The organism is Pseudodesulfovibrio sp. (genome assembly GCF_028692895.1).
GTDB lineage: Bacteria > Desulfobacterota > Desulfovibrionia > Desulfovibrionales > Desulfovibrionaceae > Pseudodesulfovibrio.
Genome location: NZ_JAQUWN010000024.1, coordinates 16,024 through 34,254 on the forward strand (window position 1 = coordinate 16,024; position 18,231 = coordinate 34,254).

The window sequence follows — 18,231 nt, forward strand, 5'->3', positions numbered from 1 at the left end:
CCGGGGCAAGGCGAAGCGCCCCGCTTCGGCCTTGCGGGACGAAGCGGGGCGCTTTGGAGACTTGCGGGCGTCGATGGGCCGGGTCGGCCGCTTAGCCGAGCCGTTTCAACCCCTTTTCGGCGATGTCGCGGCGGTAGTAGCTGTTTTCGTAGTGGATCTTCTCCACGGCCTCGTAGGCCCTCTTCTGGGCGTCGCGCAGGGTGTCGCCCAGGGCGGTGACGCAGAGGATGCGGCCGCCGGAGCTGACGACCCGGCCGTCCTCCAGCCGGGTGCCCGCCTGGAAGACCTTGACGCCGGGCAGGGCGTCGGCCTGGTCCAGGCCGGTGATGGCCATGCCCTTGGGGTAGGAGCCGGGGTAGCCCTTGGCGGCCATGACCACGCCGCAGGCGGTCTGCGGGGTGGAGGTCACCTCGATCTGGTCCAGGGTGCCGTCGATGCAGGCGAGCATGACGTCCACCAGGTCGGTGGTCAGGCGCATGAGCAGGGGCTGGCATTCGGGGTCGCCGAAGCGGACGTTGTATTCGAGGACCGAGGGGCCGTTTTCGGTGTACATCAGCCCGGCGTAGAGGATGCCCTTGAAGGGCTCGCCCTTGGCGGCCAGGTGGCGCAGGATGGGCCTGATGCACATCTCGGCGGTCTCGGCGTATTTCTCCTCGGGCAGGATGGGGGCCGGGGAGTACGCGCCCATGCCGCCGGTATTGGGGCCGGTGTCGCCCTCGTAGACGGCCTTGTGGTCCTGGCTGGAGGGCAGGAGCGCGTAGTGGGTCCCGTCGCAGAAGGCGATGAAGGAGGCCTCCTCGCCCTTGAGGGTTTCTTCCACGACCACGCGCTTGCCGGCCGAGCCGAAGGATTTTTTGACCATCATGTCGTGGACGGCGTCCAGGGCCTCCTCCACGGTGGCGGCGACCACCACGCCCTTGCCCGCGGCCAGGCCGTCGGCCTTGACCACGATGGGCGCGCCCTTCTCCTTGATGAAGGCGACGGCGGGCTCGTATTCGTCAAAGACGCGGAAGGGGGAGGTGGGCACGCCCGCCTCGGCCATGACGTTCTTGGAGAACGCCTTGGACCCTTCGAGGTTGGCGGCGTAGGCGGAGGGGCCGAAGCAGGGGATGTGCTCCCCGGCCAGGGCGTTGGCCAGGCCGAGGACCAGCGGCAGCTCGGGCCCGGCGACCACGAGGTCCACGGCCTCGCGCTTGGCCAGGGCGACCAGTCCGGGGATGTCGTCGTCCTTGACCGGGATGTTCTCGCCGATCTGGGCGGTGCCGCCGTTGCCGGGCGCGCACAGGATCTTTTCCACCTTGGGGCTCTGGGACAGTTTCCAGCACAGGGCGTGCTCGCGTCCGCCGCCGCCCACGACCAAAATCTTCATGAGGTTTCCTCCGTTTGTTCCGCGATGCTCCGGTGTACGGAAATTCGGCGGCTTTATCAAGTTTGGCCGGGCGGGCCCGGCGGCTTGAAAGGGCGGGCCGGGTCCGGTAAGGGGGGCGGCATGGACGTGCTGCTCATCGACAACAACGACAGCTTCACCCGCAACCTGGAGCACCTGCTGGCCTCGGCCCTGCCGGGAGCGCGGGTGGCGGTGGAGCCCTATGCGCGGCTTGGCGGCCTGGACCCGGCCGGGTGGGACTTCCTGGTCATCTCGCCGGGCCCCGGTGGGCCGGAGGAGTACCCGGACCACGCGCGGGTGCTGGCCTCGGGCCGCCCGGTCCTCGGGGTGTGCCTGGGGATGCAAGTCATCAACGGCCTGTGCGGCGGCCGGACCTCGCCGCTTTGCGGCTGCGTGCACGGCCGCACGGACGTCATCGATTGGCGGGGGCGGCCGAGGACGGTGGCGCGCTACCACTCCCTGCACGTGAGCGAGGTGGGGCGCGGGCTTTCCGTGCTGGCGACCAACGCCGCCGGGGTGGTCATGGCCCTGGGCTGCCGGGAGCGGCGGCTCCTCGGCTACCAGTTTCATCCGGAGTCCTTTTTGACGCCGGACGGGGAGGAGTTCATCCATGACGCGGTCGAGTATCTCGGTATCCGCTAGCCGCGCCCGGTTCGAGGCGGCGGCCCTGGCCCTGGCCCGCGAGCGTGGGGCGGACCTGGTCTTTTCCGCGCCGGGCTGTCCGGCCCGGACCGAGCCGGTGGTGGGCGTGGACCCGGTGGCGGAGCTGGTCTTCGACGAGGGGACCACGCCGGACGACATCCGCGAATTTTGCTTCGGCACCCCTGGCCCGGCGCTGGGGTTCATCAGCTATTCCTACGGGATGCTCCTGCGCGGGGTGGCGTCGGCCAAGGCGCGGCGGTTTCCGCTCGGGCACCTGAAGAAGTACGCGGCCCGGGTGGAGTTCGACGCGGACGGGGAGCGGGCCCTGGTGTTTTCGGCCGACCCGGCGCTGCGCGGCGAGCTGGCGGCGCGGATCGAGGCCGCGCCGGAGCACACGGCCGTGGAGCCGGTGCGCGGGCTGCCCCGGCGCGCGCCGGAGAGCTCCCTGGGCCGGGCGGGGTACGAGGCCGGGGTGCGCGAGACCCTGGCCCGCATCCGGGGGGGCCACACCTACCAGCTCAACCTGTCCACCCGGTTCTCGTGGACCTGCCCGGACCTCGACCCCCTGGCCCTGTGGGCCTCGCTGTGGCGTCGCCATCCCGCGCCGTTCTACGCCTGGTTTTCCTCGGGCGGCCACCGGGTTCTTTCCACCTCGCCCGAGCGGTTCCTGCGCGTGGCGGACGGGCGGGTCCTGTCGCAGCCCATCAAGGGGACGCTCCGGTTCGACGCGCCCGCGCCCGGCCTGGCCGAACGGCTGACGGGCTCGGCCAAGGAGGCGGCCGAGCTGTCCATGATCGTGGACTTGATTCGCAACGACATCTCGGCCCATTGCGCCTACGGGTCGGTCCGGGTGGAGAACCACAAGTCAGTGTTCGCGGTGGACAACCTGCTCCAGATGTACGCGGACGTGCGCGGGGAGCTGCGGCCGGGGAGCGACTGCCTGGACCTGTTCCTGGACGCGTTTCCCGGCGGGTCGGTGACGGGGTGCCCCAAGCGGCGCTCCATGGAGATCATCGAGGAGCTGGAGCCCCACGCCAGGGAGCTGTTCTGCGGCTCCATGGTGGTGGTGCGCGACGAGCGCACCCTGGACTCGTCCATCGCCATCCGCACCGCGCTGTTCGACGCCGCGTCCGGGCGGCTGGACGTCTATGCCGGGAGCGGCATCGTCGTGGACTCGGTCCCGGCGAGCGAGTATGAGGAAACTCTGGCCAAGGCGGAAAAGTTTCTCGACGCGGCGAAAATTTTCGACACGGAGGCGACATGATCCACTACCGCAACGGCGAACACCACTCAGGCGGCGTGGTCCTGGACCCGGCGCAGCCCGCGTTCCGCTACGGGGCGGGCTTTTTCGAGACCCTGTACCATGACGGCTCCCGCGCCCTGCACCTCGAAGCGCACCTGGACCGGCTCTTCCACTCCCTGCGCGACTGCGACGTCGCCTACGAGGCCGTGGACTTCGAGCGGGTCATCGGCCAGGTCGTGGAGCGCAACGGGCTGGCCGGGCGGCCCGCGCGCGTCAATATCTTCTATCCCGTGGAGGGGCCGACGGCCCGGCCCGTGGTCCTGGCCGCGCCTCACGAGCCCCGGCCGGACCGGATGTACCGGCTCTGCCGCTGCCGGGACCACCACCTCTCCAGCCTCAACGCCATGAAGACCACGAGCTACCTGTTCTTCCACCTGGCCCTGAAGCGCGCCCGCGCCCGCGGGTTCGACGACGCGGCCCTGACCGACTTCGACGGCAACCTGCTGGAGACCACCACCGGCGCGCTGCTCCTGGCCGGGGAGGACGGGTTTGTGGAGATGGACACGCCGTACCGGCTGCCGTCCATCGCCCTGGGGCTGGCCCGGACCGTGCTCGACGCCCGGCCCGCCGTGGTCAACGTGGACGACCTGCCCCGCTACAGCCACGCCTACGTCCTCAACTCCCTGGTGGGCATGCGCCCCGTGGTGGCCATCGGCGAGACCGCCTTCGTGCCCGACGAGTCGGCCTGCCGCCGGGTCACCGGGCTGGTCCTGGGCGGCTGATCCGCCCTTTGACATCCGGGCCGGAGAGGATGATGATGGGCGGATGGACGAATTCCATTCGCACATCATCGCCGAGGAGCGCATCCGCCAGGCCATGGAGGAAGGCAAGTTTGACAACCTGGAGGGCGCGGGCAAGCCGCTTCGGCCCGACGGGACCGAGAACCTGCCGCCGGAGCTGCGCATGGCCTTCCGCGTGCTCAAGAACGCGGGCTACGTGCCCGCCGAGATCGCGGAGGAGCGGGAGATCACCAGGGCCATCGAGCTGTTGTCCTCCATGGAGGACGAGCGGGAGCGCTATCGCCAGATGCAAAAGCTCGACGTGATGATCCTGAAGATGAACGAGCGGCGCGGCCGCCCCGTGAACCTGGAGGCGGGCGACGACTATTATCGCCGCATCGTGGAGAAGGTGCGCGTGGCCGAGGCCCGCTTCGGCAGGGGCGGGGAGTAGCCGTCAGGATTCCTGGTCCGGCTTGCGCGCGGGCACGACGTGGGCGATCAGGGTCTCCAGGGCTTCGATGTCCATGGGCTTGGACAGGTAGTCGGTCATGCCCGCCTGGATGAATTTTTCCCGGTCGCCCGCCATGGCGTGGGCGGTGAGGGCGATGATGGGGATGGTCCGGGCCGGAGCGCCCTCGGGCAGGTTGCGGATGGCCTGCGTGGATTGCAGGCCGTCCATGCCCGGCATCTGGATGTCCATGAGCACGCAGTCGTAGGTCTCCTTTCCGAGCGCGGTGATCGCTTCCGCGCCGTTTTCCACGGCGTGGACCACGTACCCCCTTTTTTCGAGCAGCCTGGTGGCCGCCAGCCGGTTGACGCGGTCGTCCTCGGCCAGGAGCAGGCGCAGGCCGGGTGAGGGCCGGGTCGTCTCGGCCTCCCGGTCGACCAGCAGGGGCTCGCTGCCCTCGACGCGATGGACCCGGACGGTGACCAGGAAGGTGGAGCCCTGGCCGTAGACGCTCTCCACGTCCACGCCGCCGTGCATGAGCTGGGCGAACCGGCGGACGATGGACAGGCCGAGCCCCGCGCCCTGGTAGCGGCGGGAGTAGGAGCCGTCCACCTGCTCGAAGGTCTTGAAGATGGTCCGGATCTTGTCCGAGGGGATGCCGATGCCGGTGTCGCGGACCGTGAAGAGCAGGTTGGCGTAGCGTTCGTCCCGGCTTTCGGCGGCCTGGCAGCGCATGTCGATGGACCCGGTTTCCGTGAACTTGAGGGCGTTGCCCACCAGGTTGAAGAGGATCTGGCGGATGCGGCCCTGGTCGCCCAGGTAGGCCTCGGCCACCCGGTCGTCCACCTCCCAGGTCAGCGAGAGCCCCTTGTCCTCGGCCTGGAGCCGGAACATGGCTGCCACGGACTCCATCAGCCCGCAGGGGCGGAACAGGGTCTTGACCAAGTCGATCTTGCCCGCCTCGATCTTGGAGAGGTCCAGGACGTCGTTGATGACCTGGAGCAGGGTGCGGCCCGAGGCGATGGCGGTCTCGACGTATTCGGCCTGCTCGCGGTCCAGGTCGGTCTCCTGGACGAGCCGCAGCATGCCGAACATGCCGTTGATGGGCGTGCGCAGCTCGTGGCTGACGTTGGCCAGAAATTCGGACTTGGAGCGGCTGGCCGCCTCGGCCGACTCCTTGGCCCGGATGAGCTCGGACTCGGCCCGCTTGCGGTACACGGCCAGGGCGAAGAGTCCGGCCAGGACCTCGGTCGCGCGCAGGTCCTCGTCGGTGAAGTCGCGGTCCGGGTTTGCCAGGGCGATCTGGCCCACCAGCTCGCCTTCGTAGCGGCAGGGCGCGGAGAGGAGCTGGCGCACGGGGACGTGGTTCCCGGGCAGGCCCGTGGACGCGGGATGGCCGGGCGGGTCGTTGGTGTAGAATGGCTGGCCGGTGTTCAGACTGTGGCCCCACAGCGCGGGGTAGCGGTTGCCCCGGATGGGAAAGACGGTCTGGGGATTGCGCATGGCGCAGCCGTCCTCCTGCATGGCCGTGATGTTGTAGATGTGCAGCGAGTTGTCGGGCGGCTCCACCGAGCCCACGTATCCGTATCCCGCGCCGCTGATCCGCTTGGCCCAGTCGTAGACCACGGCGGCCACCTTCTGGATGGTGGCGTCCGGCGCGGTCAGGGCGCGGACGATCTCGGCCTGGGCCAGGTTGATGCGCGATTCCCGCTTTTTCAGTTCATCGCGGCCCATGCGCGCCGAGATGTCCCTGGCCAGGGTGAGGACGACTTCCTCGTTGTTGACCCGGATGGTGTCGGTCTTGATCTCCACCGGGAAGGTGGTCCCGTCCTTGCGCCGGTGTCGGGTCTCCAGGGTCGTCGGGCCCTGTTTCCAGATGCCCTCGGGGTCGTTGCGCTTGAGGGTCAGGGGATCGATGTCCCAGGCCCGCAGCCGCTCCAGCTCCTCGCGCGTGTAGCCCAGCGAGGTGCAGGCGGCCTGGTTGACGAACAGGAGCTGGCCCGAGGTGTCGCAGGCGAAGACCGCGTCGCCCGCCTGCTCCAGCAGCCCCCGGAACAGCGCCTCGCTCTTGGTCATGGCGTCGTGCGCGGCCTTGAGGTCGGTCATGTCCTTGGCGAAGAGGACGCGGGTCTCGTCATTCAGGGAGGCGGCGGCCGCCAGCACGAAGGCACGGGAGCCGTCCTTGCGGACGATCTCCAGGCTGCGCCGGATCTTTTCGCCAACGTCCAGCCGGAGCAGGGAGTCGGCCGCCTGGAAGCTCAGCTCCGGCGCGATCAGGTCCTCCGGGATGCGCAGGCCCGGCAGTTCTTCCGGCGCGTGGCCGGTCAGTTCCGAGGCGGCGTCGTTGGCCTCGACGATCACGCCCTCGCGGTCGGTCACGATGACCGCGTCCGGGGCGGAATCGATGTAGGCCCGGTATCGCTGCTCGCTCTCGCGCACCCGCCGCTCGGCGGCCGCGCTCCGGCGGGTCAGGTGCAGCAGGTAGGCCATGATCATGACCAGCGCCAGCAGGAGCCCCCCGCCCTTGAGAAGCATGCCCCGGTGGGCCTCGTGGAACGGCGGGACGTAGTTGAGCAGCACCGCGTCCTTGGGCAGGGCGTCCCGCTTGACGCCGAACCGCTGCATGACGTTCCAGTCGAACAGGACCACGTTGGCCTCGCCGCCGCTCACCAGCGGGATCAGGCCGGGGTCCTCGCCGCGGATGACGCGCAGGGCCAGCTCGCCCGCCCGGCGGCCCTGCTCGGTGAACGAGATGACCTTTCCGCCCAGCAGTCCCTGGCCGATGCCGTGGGCCCAGAGGTGGAAGACCGGGCAGGGCGCGTTGTCCAGCACGGCGGCCAGTCCGGCGGCGAAGTCGCGGGTGTCGCCCGACTCGTCGCGATAGGCGGAGAGCAGGAGCACCCCGTCGCGCGTGTCCAGGGCGCGCAGCCGCTTGGCGAAATCCATCCAGGTCATCCTGGAGAGGTCGAGGACCACCGGGGCGGGATCGCCCCGCGCCGAGAGCGCCTCCCGGAGCCGTTGCAGGTCGCCCTGGCCCGAGGGCGTGGCGTCGGTGACGGCCACCAGCCGCCGCAGGCCAGGCAACGTCCGGCGCATCAGGTCCAGGGTCTCGTTGATGGACACGGTCTCCACCACCCCGGTGACCCGGTCGCGGCGGGCTATGGCCTGGGCGTTGACTACGTCGTTGACCGCCATGAAGACCACGGGCAGCCCGGCGAAGAGGTCCTGACGGTGCTGCATGGCGTAGTTCAGCGCGTTGTCGTCGCCGGTCACCAGGACGTCGTAGGGCGGCGAATGTCGCAGCTTGTACCCGAGCAGCCGGGTGAAATTGTCGAAGTTGGCCTTGTCGTAGAAGCGCTTGCTGTCCAGGAACTCCACATCCAGCTCGGCCCCGGCGTCGGCCAGGGCCTGCCGGAGTCCGGCCACCTGGTCCGCAAACGAGGGAAAGGCCGGATGGTAGGAGCTGAGGAACAGCACGCGCGCAGAGGTCCCCGCCGCCGGGGCGGCGGGTGGGAGCAGGAGCACCAGCAGGAGCAGGGCCCAGGCGGCGGCGCGGGTTCGCATCAACAATACTCCTATACACCACGCTGTAAATGGGCCATTATTTTATGCGGCCGCAAGGGCAGCCCGGCCCGGGCCACAGCCCGGACATCACAAGGCGAAAAGGAATCAAGAATATGCACAAATTCGGAACGATAGCGCTCATCGGACCGCCCAATGCGGGCAAGAGCACCCTCATGAACCATTATCTGGGGCAGAAGGTGGCCATCGTCTCGCCCCGGCCGCAGACCACGCGCAACCGCATCAGCGGCATCCTGACCACCGACGACGCCCAGATCGTCTTTCTGGACACCCCCGGCATCCACCAGGTGCGCGGCCGCATGAACCGGTTCCTGCTCGAATCCGCCTGGAGCGCCCTGGCCGGGGCCGACGGCGTGGTCGTCCTGGTGGACGCCGCCCTCTACGCCGCCAAGCCCGCCAAGCTGGAAAAGGACCTCCGCCCCCTGGTCAAGCCCGTGGCCGAGTCCGGCCGACCCGTCATCGTGGCCCTGAACAAGATCGACCGCGTCAAGGACAAGCCCGCCATGCTCCCGGTCCTGGCCGCCCTGGGCGAGCTCTGGCCCGGGGCCGAGCTCATGCCCGTGTCCGCCATGCGCGGCAAGGGCACGGACGAATTGCTCGCGCGCATCCTCGCCTTCCTGCCCGAAGGCGCGCCCATGTTCCCGGAAGACCAGATATCCACCGCACCGGTGCGTTTCATGGCCGCCGAGATCATCCGCGAAAAGCTCTTCTACCAGCTCAAGCAGGAACTGCCCTACTCCACGGCCGTGGAAATAGAGGCCTGGGACGAACAGTCCCGGCCCGGCATGGCCGTCATCAACGCGGTCATCTATACCGCGCAGAAAAACCACAAGGGCATGATCATCGGCAAACAGGGCGCGACCCTGAAAAAGATCGGCAGCGAGGCGCGGGTGGAAATAGCGGAACTGCTGGACTGCAAGGTCCACCTGGAACTGTGGGTCAAGGTGCGGGACAACTGGACCGAGGACCCCGGCTTTCTGCGCGCCATGGGCCTCGGCGAATAGCCGGGCGGCGAAACGGCCGGGCCGCGCAACGACGCGGCCCCGCCCGTCAGCCCTCCAGAAAACCGGTCAGCAGGCTGATGAACTTCTCCAGGGACTCGTGGTCGTCCCCGCCGGTCTCCACGGAATCCGCATAGCAGCGCAGCATGTAGCGCTTCAGGATCAGCTTGTTGGCCGACTGCAGCGCCGAACGCACCGCCCGCACCTGGACCAGGATGTCCGCGCACTCCTTCCCGTCCTCGATCATGCGCTGAATCCCGCGCACCTGGCCCTCGATGCGCCGCATGCGCGAAAGCACGTTCTTCTTGATCCGTTCCTGTTCCAGCTCCGTGGAGGTGTTCATTCCTTTCTCCCCACCGGCATGGCCTTGCCGGTCTTCCTGATTTACCCTACGCTGGCAGGGTATTGATGCATATGGACACAAGGAGGTCGCCCCATGCCCGTTTCCACCGCCGATACCCGCACCCGCATCTTCCTGCTCGATTGCCTGGAATGCGCCGCCGCCGTCTTTCGCGGACCCGACGCCGACGCCTGGACGCGACTCGCCGGCGCCGGCCTGCCCGATCTCCTGGACCGGGCCCCGGCCATGCTTCCCCATGCTACGCCCGCCCTGCGAAAACTGCAATCCGCCCTTTCCCCCATGAACCCGGACCTCGCCGCAACTCTCGAAACCGAGTTCGTCCGGCTCTTCGTCGCCGGGCGCGGCGGCGCCGCCGCACCTCCCTACGAGTCCTGCCACCTGCCGTCCGTCACCCCCCGGACCATGGCCGCGCCCGCCCTGGACATGCAGCGCCGTCTCGACGCCGCCGGACTCGCCCTCGGCCTCGACTCCAACGAGCCGCCCGACCACCTGGCCATCGAACTCGAACTTCTCTACCACCTGCTCGCTTCCTCCTGGACCCAAAACCAGCCCGGCCTGGAACCGCAAGCCCGCGCCTTCGCCACCCAAACCCTCGCCGCCTGGCTTCCCCGTTTCATCACGGCCTTGGAAAACGGCGACGCCCACCCCGCATACACCGCCGCCGCCGAACTCGCGGAGGCGGTGGCCGAAGCGCTGGCATAGGGGAAGCCGGAGGCATTCCCCGGCCCGGCGTCCGCCCCCGCCCCTGGCCGCATCAGTCCGTGCCTTCGGAGCGGATGACGGTTTGGCGCAGGGTATGGAGGAAGGCTTCGTCGGGGTCGAAGTAGCCGCGTTTGACGAGTTCGATGATCCAGGAGCCGTCGCCCTTGGCGCGCACGAGGTAGGCGAGGGGGAGTTGGCTTTGGCCCAGGCATTCGAAGATCTGCCCGCTCTTGTCGGAGAAGAGCGGGTAGGCGACGTCGTAGTGCTTTTTGAACTTCATGACGTTCTGGTTGGAGTCGTAGACGCCCAGGCCGATGATCTTGAGTTGTCCCGCGAGGACCGGGTCGTTTTCCACGACATGGAAGAAGGCGGAGAGCTTCTTGGTCTCGGTCACGCAGTCGTTGCACAGGGTGTTGTAGAGCTGGATGAGGACGAAGCGGGTGGTCAGTTCCGAGAGTTCCAGCCAGCGGGCGGTGGGCGGCAGGCCGAGGTATTGCCGATCCTCGTCCCCGTTGAGTACGGCGACGCGGCAGGCCGGGAAGACGTCGCCGGGGGCCAGGGCGCGGCGCGAGCCCGGCTGGCCTTCCATCCGGTCGGGGAAGGCGGCCTTCCAGCCGTGGAGCCCGCCGGGGTAGCGGTGCACGTTCACGTATCCGAGGCGCGCTGCCCAGCGCGCGGCGATGGCCCCGCGCAGTCACCTGAAGCTCCGGCAGTAGATGACGAGGAGGCGCTTCTTGTCCGGGCCGAGGATGTGGAGCAGGGCGTCGCGCTTGTCCGGGGAGAGGTCGCTGCGGTCGCCGAGGTCGAACTCGAAGTTGACGGCGGTGGGGATGTGCCCGGCGGCGAACTCGTAGTCGGCGCGGGCGTCGAGGATGAGGGCGGGCGTCTTGTCGTCGATGAGCCGGGCCAGCTCGTTCGCGCCGATGATTTGGTAGCCGTCGCGGGCGGCGTCGCGCCGGGCGGACTCCATCCAGATGTCCTCGTCCGAGGCGCGGGCGGCCGGGTGTGAAAAAAGGCACAGGGCGAGGAGCGTACAGGCGATGATGGAGATATGTCGGTGCATCGGCGCTCCCCGCCCTGATTGGATGCGCGCGGGGCCGGACGGGCGGCTCCGGCCCCGCGCGGGGTGGCTACTTGTTCGGGTGGACGGTGTAGGAGTTGTCTTCCCCGAAGGAGTTGGTGGCTTCGAGGTAGAAGACGTTCTTGGCGTCCTTCACCAGGTCCATGTAGAGGTAATAGGCCTCGCCCGCGCGAGCGCCGGTGGCGCAGGCGAAGACGATGGGCTTGTCGGTCGGGATTTCGGCCGCCTTCTTTTCGATGACGTCCACGGGCATGTTGATGGCCGACGGGAAGTGGCCGTTTGCGAACTCGGCGGGATCGCGCACGTCGATGAGCAGGATGGAGGACGGGTTTTCCTTGAGGGCCTTGAGGAACCACTCGGTGTCCACGGCGCCCTCGGCGGCACCCGCCTTGACGGCCACGGCCGAGCCGGTGCCGTACATCTCCTTCCAGCCGGGGTATCCGGCCTCGGCGACCAGGACCTTCTTGTAGCCCAGGGAGCGGGCCATGACGGCCGACTTGTGGGACAGGGCGCAGGCGTAGCCGCCGCAGTAGTAGACCAGGGTGACGTTTTCCTTGTCCACGGGCAACATGCCGCGCTTGGCCGCGAACTCGCGTTCGGGGATGGCGATGGCGGACGGGATGGCCCCTTCCAGGTACTTCTTGTAGGGGCGGGAGTCGACGAGCATGTAGGGTTCGCCCTTGGCGAGCATGTCGCTGACGGTCTCCAGGCCAACGGAGGTATAGGCGGCCTTCTTCTTGAAGTCCGGGAATCCGGCGGCGTAGACCTTGACGTTGGTGTAGCCCATGGCCTCGGCCTTGAAGGCGGACTTGTGGGACAGCGGGCACTTCAGGCCGCCGCAGTAGAAGACGAGCAGGGCGTTCTTGTCCTTGGGCAGCTTGTCGGTCATCTTGTCGAACTGGCTGTCCGGGATGGACACGGCGGTGGGGATGTATCCCTCGACGTACGTGGGCTTGTAAGGCCGCGAGTCGATGATCATGACCCCCTTGGGCTGCGGCATCTTGGCGTACTTGGCCACGAAGCCGTAGTCCACGATGTGGGGATACTTCCGGAAATCGGCCTGTTCCTGGGCCATGGCCGCCCCGGCCGTCGCCGCGAGGGCGAAGGCGAGCAGCATGGCGGTGGTGGTGATTCTCTTCAGCATGGTGCACTCTCCCTTGAAATGGTCTGTTGTTCCGCAGCCCGGCCCGATGCCGTCGGCGGAGCGGTTTTCCCTATCGTGACCGGGGGCTATTCTTCCCCGGCGCTGATCTTGTTCCACCACAGCCGGTGGTGGTGCTTGGCGTATCCGTCCGGCACGGAGCCGGTGAACATCGACTTGAAGCCGGGCCGCTCCTCGGGCGAGATGGCGGCCATGTAGACGTGGACCAGGAGCCCGGCGAAGACCAGGCCCACGGCGATGAAGTGCAGGGTCACGGCCCAGGAGATCCAGCCCGAGGCCTCGGCCCCGAGGGTGCGGTCGGACAGGTACATGACCACGCCGGTGGCGGCGATGACGATGCCGCCGACCACGCTGGCCTGGGCAAAGGCCTTCTGGCCCATGTTGTAGTACCCCTGGTCGGGCAGGGACGGGTCCATGCCGAGGAGCTTCAGGGCCTTGGGCCCGAGGGTCATCAGGACCATCTTCTTGAGCATCCAGGCCATGTCGCGGCCGGGACTGACCGCGAAGACCTCGGCCAGGAAGAAGCGCGCGCCCTTGAAGTTGACCAGCAGGTAGAGGACGAAGCCCGCGATCCAGGCCAGGCCGATCCCCTCGTGTACGGCCAGGAGGTTGCCCCCGCCGCCGACCAGGTTGCGCAGGGCCTCGGGATAGCCGGAGCCGAAGGGGTCTATGGCCGGGTTTTGGATCAGCCCCACGCCGGTCAGGAGCAGGAGCAGCCAGCAGGCCGCGTTGAACCAGTGGATGAAGATGTCGGAGCGGTCGTGCCGCTTGTGGAGCCTAGGCATCGGAGTCCTCCTTGTGGTCGCCTTCGCCGGAGTCGCCCGCGAAGAGCTGTCGGCCGAGCATGGCCAGCACGCCCAGGCCGGAGAGGCCGACCAGGGCCTTGATGACCGGGGCGGACCGCTTCATGGCCACCATGGAGGCGGGGACCACGGCCTCGCGGCCCCAGTCGCCGGGGCCGGGATCGCCCAGGTAGTACATGTTGGGCCTGGTGTCGGTCTTGGCGGCCACGCGGGTCAGGCGGGCCTGGTTCCTGAGGTAGAGCGCGCCCGCGTCGGAGCCCGGGTCATTGATGTCGCCGAAGACGCGGGCCTTGGTCGGACAGGTGTCCACGCAGGCCGGGGCGAGCCCCGCGGCGCGCCGTTCGGGACAGTAGTTGCACTTGTCCGCCTTGCGGGTCAGCTCATTGCGGAAGCGCGCGTCGTAGGGACAGGCCGGGATGCAGTTGCCGCAGCCGATGCACAGGGTCTCGTCGATGACGACCTCGCCGGTCGCCGGGTCCTTGTAGGTCGCCCCGGTGGGGCAGGCCTCGACGCAGGTGGGCTTTTCGCAGTGCATGCACGCGCCGGGCTGGAACCGGGCCTTGGCGCGCGGGGCCGGGCCGGGGGCCGGAGCCGCGTCGGCGGGCTTGATCCAGTTGCGCCACTGCCCGTCGGGCACCTCGTTGGCCACCTTGCAGGCCAGGACGCACGCCTTGCAGTCGATGCACTTGGCGGCATCGATGAGCATTGCCAGTTGCTGCTTCGCCATTACGCCACCTTCCTTGTTACGGACACGAAGGTCGTGTGCATGGACGCGTTGCCGGTGATCGCGTCGTAGTCGTCTTCCAGGATGTCGTTGATGGACGCGCCGTTGCCGTGGGACAGGTGCTGCATGGTCGAGAGGGTGTTGAAGCCCGAGAGCATGTATACCGTGTCGGACCGGATGCGGTCCGTGACCTCGGCCCTCAGCTCCTGGCTGCCCGCGCCGCTGGCCACCTGGACCAGGTCGCCGTCGGCGATGCCGAGGGACCTTGCGGAATCCGGGTTGATCCACAGGGTGTTGGTGGGCACCAGTTGGTGCAGCAGCGGGTTGTTGGCCGTGGAGGTCTGGGTGACCAGGGCGTTGCGGCCGATGATGAGGCGGAACCGGCTCTTGTCCGGCCGCGTCGGCGCGGTGTACCTGGGCAGCGGATCGAGGCCCATCTGCTCGTAGCGCTGGTTGTAGAGCTCGATCTTCTGGGACAGGGTCTTGTAGATCTTGCCGTCGTAGATGCCGTAGACCTTGGAGGGGTTGTAGTAGACCCCGTCGCGGTCCATGACCTTGAGGGCCTCGGGGATGTCGCGGGTCTGCTTTTGCCGGTATTCGTCGATGGTGAAGTCGAAGTATTCGCCGAGCTCCAGCCGGTTCGCCAGCCCCTTCATGATGTCGAAGCAGGAGCGGGACTCGTAGAGCGGCGCGATGACCGGGTCGCGCTTGACCACGCAGGCGCAGGCCACCGAGCCCTGGAGGCCGGAGCACGGGTCCTCGCGCTCCAGGTAGGACTGGGAGGGGAGGACCAGGTCCGCGAACCAGGCTGTGTCGGACATGGCGATGTCGATGACGGTCACGAAGTCCATCTTGTGCATCATTTCGATGGTCTTCTTGCGGTTGGGGGCCGTGCCCATGGGGTTGGTCTTGTACACGAGCCAGCCCTTGATGGGGTACGGGTCCTCGGCCAGCACGCAGTCGCGCGTGACCAGGAAGGAGCCCTCGTGCTCGAACATCATCGGCACCTTGCCCGCGTCGATGCGGTCTTCGTGGTTCTCGTCGTACCACGGGGCGTCGAAGGGCACGCCCTTGAGGCCCACGGCGCGGGCGGCGAGCAGGCCGCCGGGCCGGTCCCAGTTCCCGAGCAGCGCGTTGACGATGGCGAAGGCGCGGCGGATCTGGGTGGAGTCCTCGTAGTCCGAGCTGCGCCGGCCGGGATAGATCATGGACGCCGGGGCGGCGGCCGCCAGCTCGCGCGCGATGCGGGCGATGTCTCCGGCCGGGATGCCGCACTCGTCCGCCGCGAACTCGGGGGTGTACGGCTTCACGTGCTCGGCGAGCTGCTCGATGCCGTATGTCTTTTGCTCGATCCACTCGGGGTCATAGAGCTTTTCCGTGATGATGACGTGGGCCAGGGCGAGCATGAAGGCCATGTCCGTGCCCGGCCGGACCGGGTGCCACTCGTCGGCCAGGGCGGCGGTCTTGGTGTAGCGCGGGTCGAGGACGACCAGCTTGCAGCCGTTTTCGCGCATGGCGGTCATCAGGTCCATGGAGTCTGGCGTGACCAGGGCCTCGAACCGGTTGGCCCCGGCCATGACGATGTACTTGGAGTTGAGCACGTCGGCGAAGGGGACCTCGCCGTAGGTGTCGAGAAATGCGCGGTTGTTGGAGACCAGGCAGAGCGACTCGTGGGAGGTCACGTTGAACGAGCCGTAGACCTCGGCGAACCGGCCCACGAACTGGGAGTGCAGGTCCGTCCCGGCCGAAAAGAGGTGGCCGCAGGGCAGGTACTTCTCGCGCACTTCCTTCATCTTTTGGGCGGCCATGTCCAGGGCCTCGTCCCAGGGGATGCGCTTCCACTTGCCCTCGCCGCGCCCGCCCGCCCGGAGCAGGGGGTACTTGAGCCGGTCGGGGTCGTAGACCTGGGCCACGCCCGCGTTGCCGCGCGCGCAGAGCATCCCGCGCGACTTGAGGAACTTGGGGTTGGGGTCGAGCTTCTTCACCACCCCGTCCTCGACGCGGGCGATGAGGCCGCACTTGTTGAAGCACATGTCGCAGGCCGAAAACTTCGATTCCCACTGGGGAGCCGGGGCCGCCTGCGCCCTGCGCAGGCCGCCCAGCAGGGCCGCGCCGCCCGCCGCTCCTGCGGCGAACAGCCCGGAGGCCTTGAAGAAATCCCGGCGGGAAAGGGTGTGTCTGGTGTCGGGCATGGTTACTCCGTTTTTCCCTCGCGTTGTCCCTCGCGCCATCCGGCGCGCTATCGGGCGCGTCATCGGGGCATATACCCCTGGGGGGTGATTGGCGGGCCGGCCGTGAGGAGGCCGGACGGCCCGCCCGCCGTCAATGTGACTGTTCGTCGGTTCATGTCCGGTCCGGAAGCAATCCGGCCGGGAATGGGGTCGCCCAAACCTCCGGGCCCATTCCCCCGGAAACGGCCGCCCGGGTGGTCCGGACGGCGCGCGGCGCTACGAGCACTTGGCCGGAGAAGGAGAATCCTTGGCGTAGTCGTGCAGGTAGGAGAAGATGTCGTTGAGCTCCTGGTCCGTCACGGTCCACTCGCCGGAACACTTGATCTTGGACTTGTCGGAGAAGGTGGCGGTCCATTCGGCCTGGGTCTTGGAAGCCGGGCTCAGGTCGCTGGCAGTGGCGCCGTGGCAGGAACGGCAGTTCTTGCGGTAGAGAAACTTGCCCTTGCGGGCGTTGCCCCCACCCATGGCGAACGCCATGGAAACGGTGAAGACGGCCATGAGAATCGTGGCGACAATCAGGGTCAGCTTGCGGTGCATCATATCCTCCATGTTGTTTTTTCTGGTCCTGCGAGGGGAGTCCAGCATCAGCTATAGGAATGGCCCCTCAAAATTGCCATTATAAATTGATAACAACCTTTCAAGACCCAAATACCCATACGGGGTATAGGTGTCAAGTATATTCGGCAAAATTAAATAGTCCAGAGGTATGGAAATAAATCCTTAGATTCCAGGTAAAAGATGGAAAACGGCCTGAATCGGTCGAAAAAAAGACTGCGCCGTCGCCCGGACAGGGGCGACGAAAGCGGGGTTTTGCTACCAGAGGCGGTCGGCGAAAGAGGAGTGCAGGCCGCGGGCGCGGATGAGGTCCGCGGTCTTTTTTATATCATAGGTAATGAAGCGCATGGTCAGGACGCGGCTCTCCGTGTCGAACAGTCCGTACTTGGCCCGGTTGTCGCCGTCGCGCGGCTGGCCGACCGCGCCGATATTGACGATATGCCGTTTGTCGGGGTCCAGCACGGTTTCGCCCTCGGGCAGCGCCAACCGGCGCGACACCCCCTCCGGCCCCTCCGTGAAACGCATCCGGTCATGGGTGTGGCCCACAAAGCAGACCCGCTCCCCGAATCGCGCGAACAGTTCGCCCACGCTGTCCTCGTACTTCCACAGATACCCCTTCACATCGTCCGGCGGCACCCCGTGGACGAACCGGCAGTCGTCCAATACCGCACTCCGGGGGTGGGAAATAAGCCACTCGAACGTGCCGTCGTCGATCATCTCGCGCGTGCGCCGGAGCGAGTCCTTGGCCAACTGGTTGAACCAGGCCAACTGATGGATATTAATCAACCCCTGCTCATGGTTGCCCTGCACGACGACCGCGTCCCGCTCCCTGAGCAGGTCGCAGCACTCCTGCGGTTGCGGCCCATACCCCACCACGTCGCCCAGGCAGACCTCCGCATCGTGCGCCCGCCCGTCCAAATCGCGCAAGACCTCGCGGAGCGCCTCCAGATTGGCGTGCACATCGGAATAAACGGCTATGATCGACATGCCCGTACAATAACGCGTTGGCCGGTACAGGGCAACAAGGATGCCCCCGCGGGCCTTCGGGGTTCCCTGCGCGCCGCAGGGCCGGGCGTGCGGCGGGGCGCGAAAAAAGGTCAAGCCCCACGCGTGGAGTGCACGGGCGGGGTTTGACCTTCTGGCGTTGCGAAGCGTCGCTGCGGCCCCGGCGGAGGGACGCGGCGGCGCGGGCCGGCCTGGGGAGGCAGGTCGGCTTAGGGGTTCAGTTCCGAGCGGAACTTGCGGGACAGCCGGAAGACGACGACCTTGCGCGGGGGCAGGGTGATGGTCTGGCTGGTCTGGGGGTTCCGTCCCTTGCGCGCCCGTTTGTCGTAGGCTTCGAACTTGCCGAAACCGGAGATGAGGAGGGCGTGATCCTTTTTCACGGCGCTCTTCATGATGTCGAGGATGACCTCGACCAGGTCCTTGATTTCGGCCCGGTTCTTGTCCGTGCGCTCGTAGATGTAGTCCACGATTCCGGCTTTGGTGAGGGTGCTCATTGGTGGCCTCCAAAAAAAAGGTTCACTGACA

17 protein-coding genes are annotated in these 18,231 nt (G+C 67.5%); 6 read left to right on the top strand and 11 right to left on the bottom strand.

Annotation, left to right across the window (positions count from 1 at the left end; genetic code table 11):
- Positions 1-91 precede the first annotated feature (91 nt).
- The gene (gene purD, locus PHP91_RS08030) at positions 92-1,369 is read right to left on the bottom strand and encodes a phosphoribosylamine--glycine ligase (RefSeq protein WP_300139380.1); all 1,278 of its coding nucleotides are present in this window, start codon (positions 1,367-1,369) and stop codon (positions 92-94) included.
- A gap of 120 nt (positions 1,370-1,489) precedes the next feature.
- Here purD and PHP91_RS08035 point away from each other — a divergent pair, with 120 nt between their 5' ends.
- From PHP91_RS08035 to PHP91_RS08050, 4 genes are read left to right on the top strand one after another with little or no spacing between them, the layout of a single operon-like run.
- Positions 1,490-2,029: an aminodeoxychorismate/anthranilate synthase component II gene (locus PHP91_RS08035; protein WP_300139382.1), complete on the top strand. Its 540-nt coding sequence runs from the start codon at positions 1,490-1,492 to the stop codon at positions 2,027-2,029.
- A complete protein-coding gene (locus tag PHP91_RS08040; RefSeq protein WP_300139384.1) occupies positions 1,998-3,293 on the top strand; it encodes a chorismate-binding protein in 1,296 nt (431 codons plus the stop codon). Before PHP91_RS08035 ends, PHP91_RS08040 begins: the two co-directional genes overlap by 32 nt.
- The gene (locus PHP91_RS08045) at positions 3,290-4,054 is read left to right on the top strand and encodes an aminotransferase class IV (protein WP_300139386.1); all 765 of its coding nucleotides are present in this window, start codon (positions 3,290-3,292) and stop codon (positions 4,052-4,054) included. Before PHP91_RS08040 ends, PHP91_RS08045 begins: the two co-directional genes overlap by 4 nt.
- A gap of 43 nt (positions 4,055-4,097) precedes the next feature.
- Positions 4,098-4,502: a DUF1992 domain-containing protein gene (locus PHP91_RS08050; RefSeq protein ID WP_300139388.1), complete on the top strand. Its 405-nt coding sequence runs from the start codon at positions 4,098-4,100 to the stop codon at positions 4,500-4,502.
- 3 nt (positions 4,503-4,505) lie between these two features.
- Here PHP91_RS08050 and PHP91_RS08055 read toward each other — a convergent pair whose 3' ends face one another.
- Positions 4,506-8,063, bottom strand: a complete 3,558-nt coding sequence (locus tag PHP91_RS08055; RefSeq protein ID WP_300139390.1) for a PAS domain S-box protein — start codon at positions 8,061-8,063, stop codon at positions 4,506-4,508.
- 113 nt (positions 8,064-8,176) lie between these two features.
- Here PHP91_RS08055 and era point away from each other — a divergent pair, with 113 nt between their 5' ends.
- The gene (era, locus tag PHP91_RS08060) at positions 8,177-9,085 is read left to right on the top strand and encodes a GTPase Era (protein ID WP_300139392.1); all 909 of its coding nucleotides are present in this window, start codon (positions 8,177-8,179) and stop codon (positions 9,083-9,085) included.
- A 46-nt stretch (positions 9,086-9,131) separates the two neighbouring features.
- Here era and PHP91_RS08065 read toward each other — a convergent pair whose 3' ends face one another.
- Entirely contained in the window at positions 9,132-9,425 is a 294-nt protein-coding gene (locus PHP91_RS08065; RefSeq protein WP_300139394.1) for a metal-sensitive transcriptional regulator, read from the bottom strand.
- 93 nt (positions 9,426-9,518) lie between these two features.
- Here PHP91_RS08065 and PHP91_RS08070 point away from each other — a divergent pair, with 93 nt between their 5' ends.
- Positions 9,519-10,145 (top strand): molecular chaperone TorD family protein, encoded by a 627-nt coding sequence (locus PHP91_RS08070; protein ID WP_300139396.1) that lies wholly within the window; start codon positions 9,519-9,521, stop codon positions 10,143-10,145.
- Positions 10,146-10,197: 52 nt separating this feature from the next.
- On the opposite strand, the gene PHP91_RS08075 is transcribed toward PHP91_RS08070, so the two are convergent.
- From PHP91_RS08075 to PHP91_RS08110, 8 genes are all read right to left on the bottom strand, one after another.
- On the bottom strand, positions 10,198-11,208 hold the full coding sequence (locus tag PHP91_RS08075; RefSeq protein WP_300139398.1) for a rhodanese-like domain-containing protein: 1,011 nt from the start codon (positions 11,206-11,208) through the stop codon (positions 10,198-10,200).
- Between the two features lie 67 nt (positions 11,209-11,275).
- Positions 11,276-12,370: a rhodanese-like domain-containing protein gene (locus PHP91_RS08080; protein WP_300139399.1), complete on the bottom strand. Its 1,095-nt coding sequence runs from the start codon at positions 12,368-12,370 to the stop codon at positions 11,276-11,278.
- An 86-nt stretch (positions 12,371-12,456) separates the two neighbouring features.
- Positions 12,457-13,173 (bottom strand): cytochrome b/b6 domain-containing protein, encoded by a 717-nt coding sequence (locus PHP91_RS08085; RefSeq protein ID WP_300139400.1) that lies wholly within the window; start codon positions 13,171-13,173, stop codon positions 12,457-12,459.
- Positions 13,166-13,918 (bottom strand): 4Fe-4S dicluster domain-containing protein, encoded by a 753-nt coding sequence (locus PHP91_RS08090; protein ID WP_300139401.1) that lies wholly within the window; start codon positions 13,916-13,918, stop codon positions 13,166-13,168. The genes PHP91_RS08085 and PHP91_RS08090 overlap by 8 nt, the downstream gene beginning before the upstream one ends.
- Positions 13,918-16,107, bottom strand: a complete 2,190-nt coding sequence (locus PHP91_RS08095) for a molybdopterin-dependent oxidoreductase (protein WP_300139402.1) — start codon at positions 16,105-16,107, stop codon at positions 13,918-13,920. Before PHP91_RS08095 ends, PHP91_RS08090 begins: the two co-directional genes overlap by 1 nt.
- Before the next feature lie 255 nt (positions 16,108-16,362).
- Positions 16,363-16,683, bottom strand: coding sequence for a cytochrome c (locus tag PHP91_RS08100; RefSeq protein WP_300139403.1), 321 nt, complete (start codon positions 16,681-16,683; stop codon positions 16,363-16,365).
- A gap of 276 nt (positions 16,684-16,959) precedes the next feature.
- Positions 16,960-17,688 carry a metallophosphoesterase family protein gene (locus PHP91_RS08105; RefSeq protein ID WP_300139404.1) on the bottom strand — a complete coding sequence of 243 codons (729 nt, stop codon included), beginning with the start codon at positions 17,686-17,688 and terminating at the stop codon, positions 16,960-16,962.
- Between the two features lie 227 nt (positions 17,689-17,915).
- A complete protein-coding gene (locus tag PHP91_RS08110) occupies positions 17,916-18,200 on the bottom strand; it encodes an integration host factor subunit alpha (RefSeq protein WP_300139405.1) in 285 nt (94 codons plus the stop codon).
- Positions 18,201-18,231 lie beyond the last annotated feature (31 nt).

Bases quoted from the DNA above. Each gene is read 5' to 3' on its own strand.
- PHP91_RS08050 (WP_300139388.1), top strand. From the start codon at position 4,098: ATGGACGAATTCCATTCGCACATCATCGCCGAGGAGCGCATCCGCCAG.
- PHP91_RS08035 (WP_300139382.1), top strand. From the start codon at position 1,490: ATGGACGTGCTGCTCATCGACAACAACGACAGCTTCACCCGCAACCTG.
- PHP91_RS08040 (WP_300139384.1), top strand. From the start codon at position 1,998: ATGACGCGGTCGAGTATCTCGGTATCCGCTAGCCGCGCCCGGTTCGAG.
- era (WP_300139392.1), top strand. From the start codon at position 8,177: ATGCACAAATTCGGAACGATAGCGCTCATCGGACCGCCCAATGCGGGC.
- PHP91_RS08045 (WP_300139386.1), top strand. From the start codon at position 3,290: ATGATCCACTACCGCAACGGCGAACACCACTCAGGCGGCGTGGTCCTG.
- PHP91_RS08110 (WP_300139405.1), bottom strand. From the start codon at position 18,200: ATGAGCACCCTCACCAAAGCCGGAATCGTGGACTACATCTACGAGCGC.
- PHP91_RS08080 (WP_300139399.1), bottom strand. From the start codon at position 12,370: ATGCTGAAGAGAATCACCACCACCGCCATGCTGCTCGCCTTCGCCCTC.
- PHP91_RS08055 (WP_300139390.1), bottom strand. From the start codon at position 8,063: ATGCGAACCCGCGCCGCCGCCTGGGCCCTGCTCCTGCTGGTGCTCCTG.
- PHP91_RS08085 (WP_300139400.1), bottom strand. From the start codon at position 13,173: ATGCCTAGGCTCCACAAGCGGCACGACCGCTCCGACATCTTCATCCAC.
- PHP91_RS08105 (WP_300139404.1), bottom strand. From the start codon at position 17,688: ATGTCGATCATAGCCGTTTATTCCGATGTGCACGCCAATCTGGAGGCG.
- PHP91_RS08095 (WP_300139402.1), bottom strand. From the start codon at position 16,107: ATGCCCGACACCAGACACACCCTTTCCCGCCGGGATTTCTTCAAGGCC.
- PHP91_RS08070 (WP_300139396.1), top strand. From the start codon at position 9,519: ATGCCCGTTTCCACCGCCGATACCCGCACCCGCATCTTCCTGCTCGAT.
- PHP91_RS08090 (WP_300139401.1), bottom strand. From the start codon at position 13,918: ATGGCGAAGCAGCAACTGGCAATGCTCATCGATGCCGCCAAGTGCATC.
- PHP91_RS08065 (WP_300139394.1), bottom strand. From the start codon at position 9,425: ATGAACACCTCCACGGAGCTGGAACAGGAACGGATCAAGAAGAACGTG.
- PHP91_RS08100 (WP_300139403.1), bottom strand. From the start codon at position 16,683: ATGCACCGCAAGCTGACCCTGATTGTCGCCACGATTCTCATGGCCGTC.
- purD (WP_300139380.1), bottom strand. From the start codon at position 1,369: ATGAAGATTTTGGTCGTGGGCGGCGGCGGACGCGAGCACGCCCTGTGC.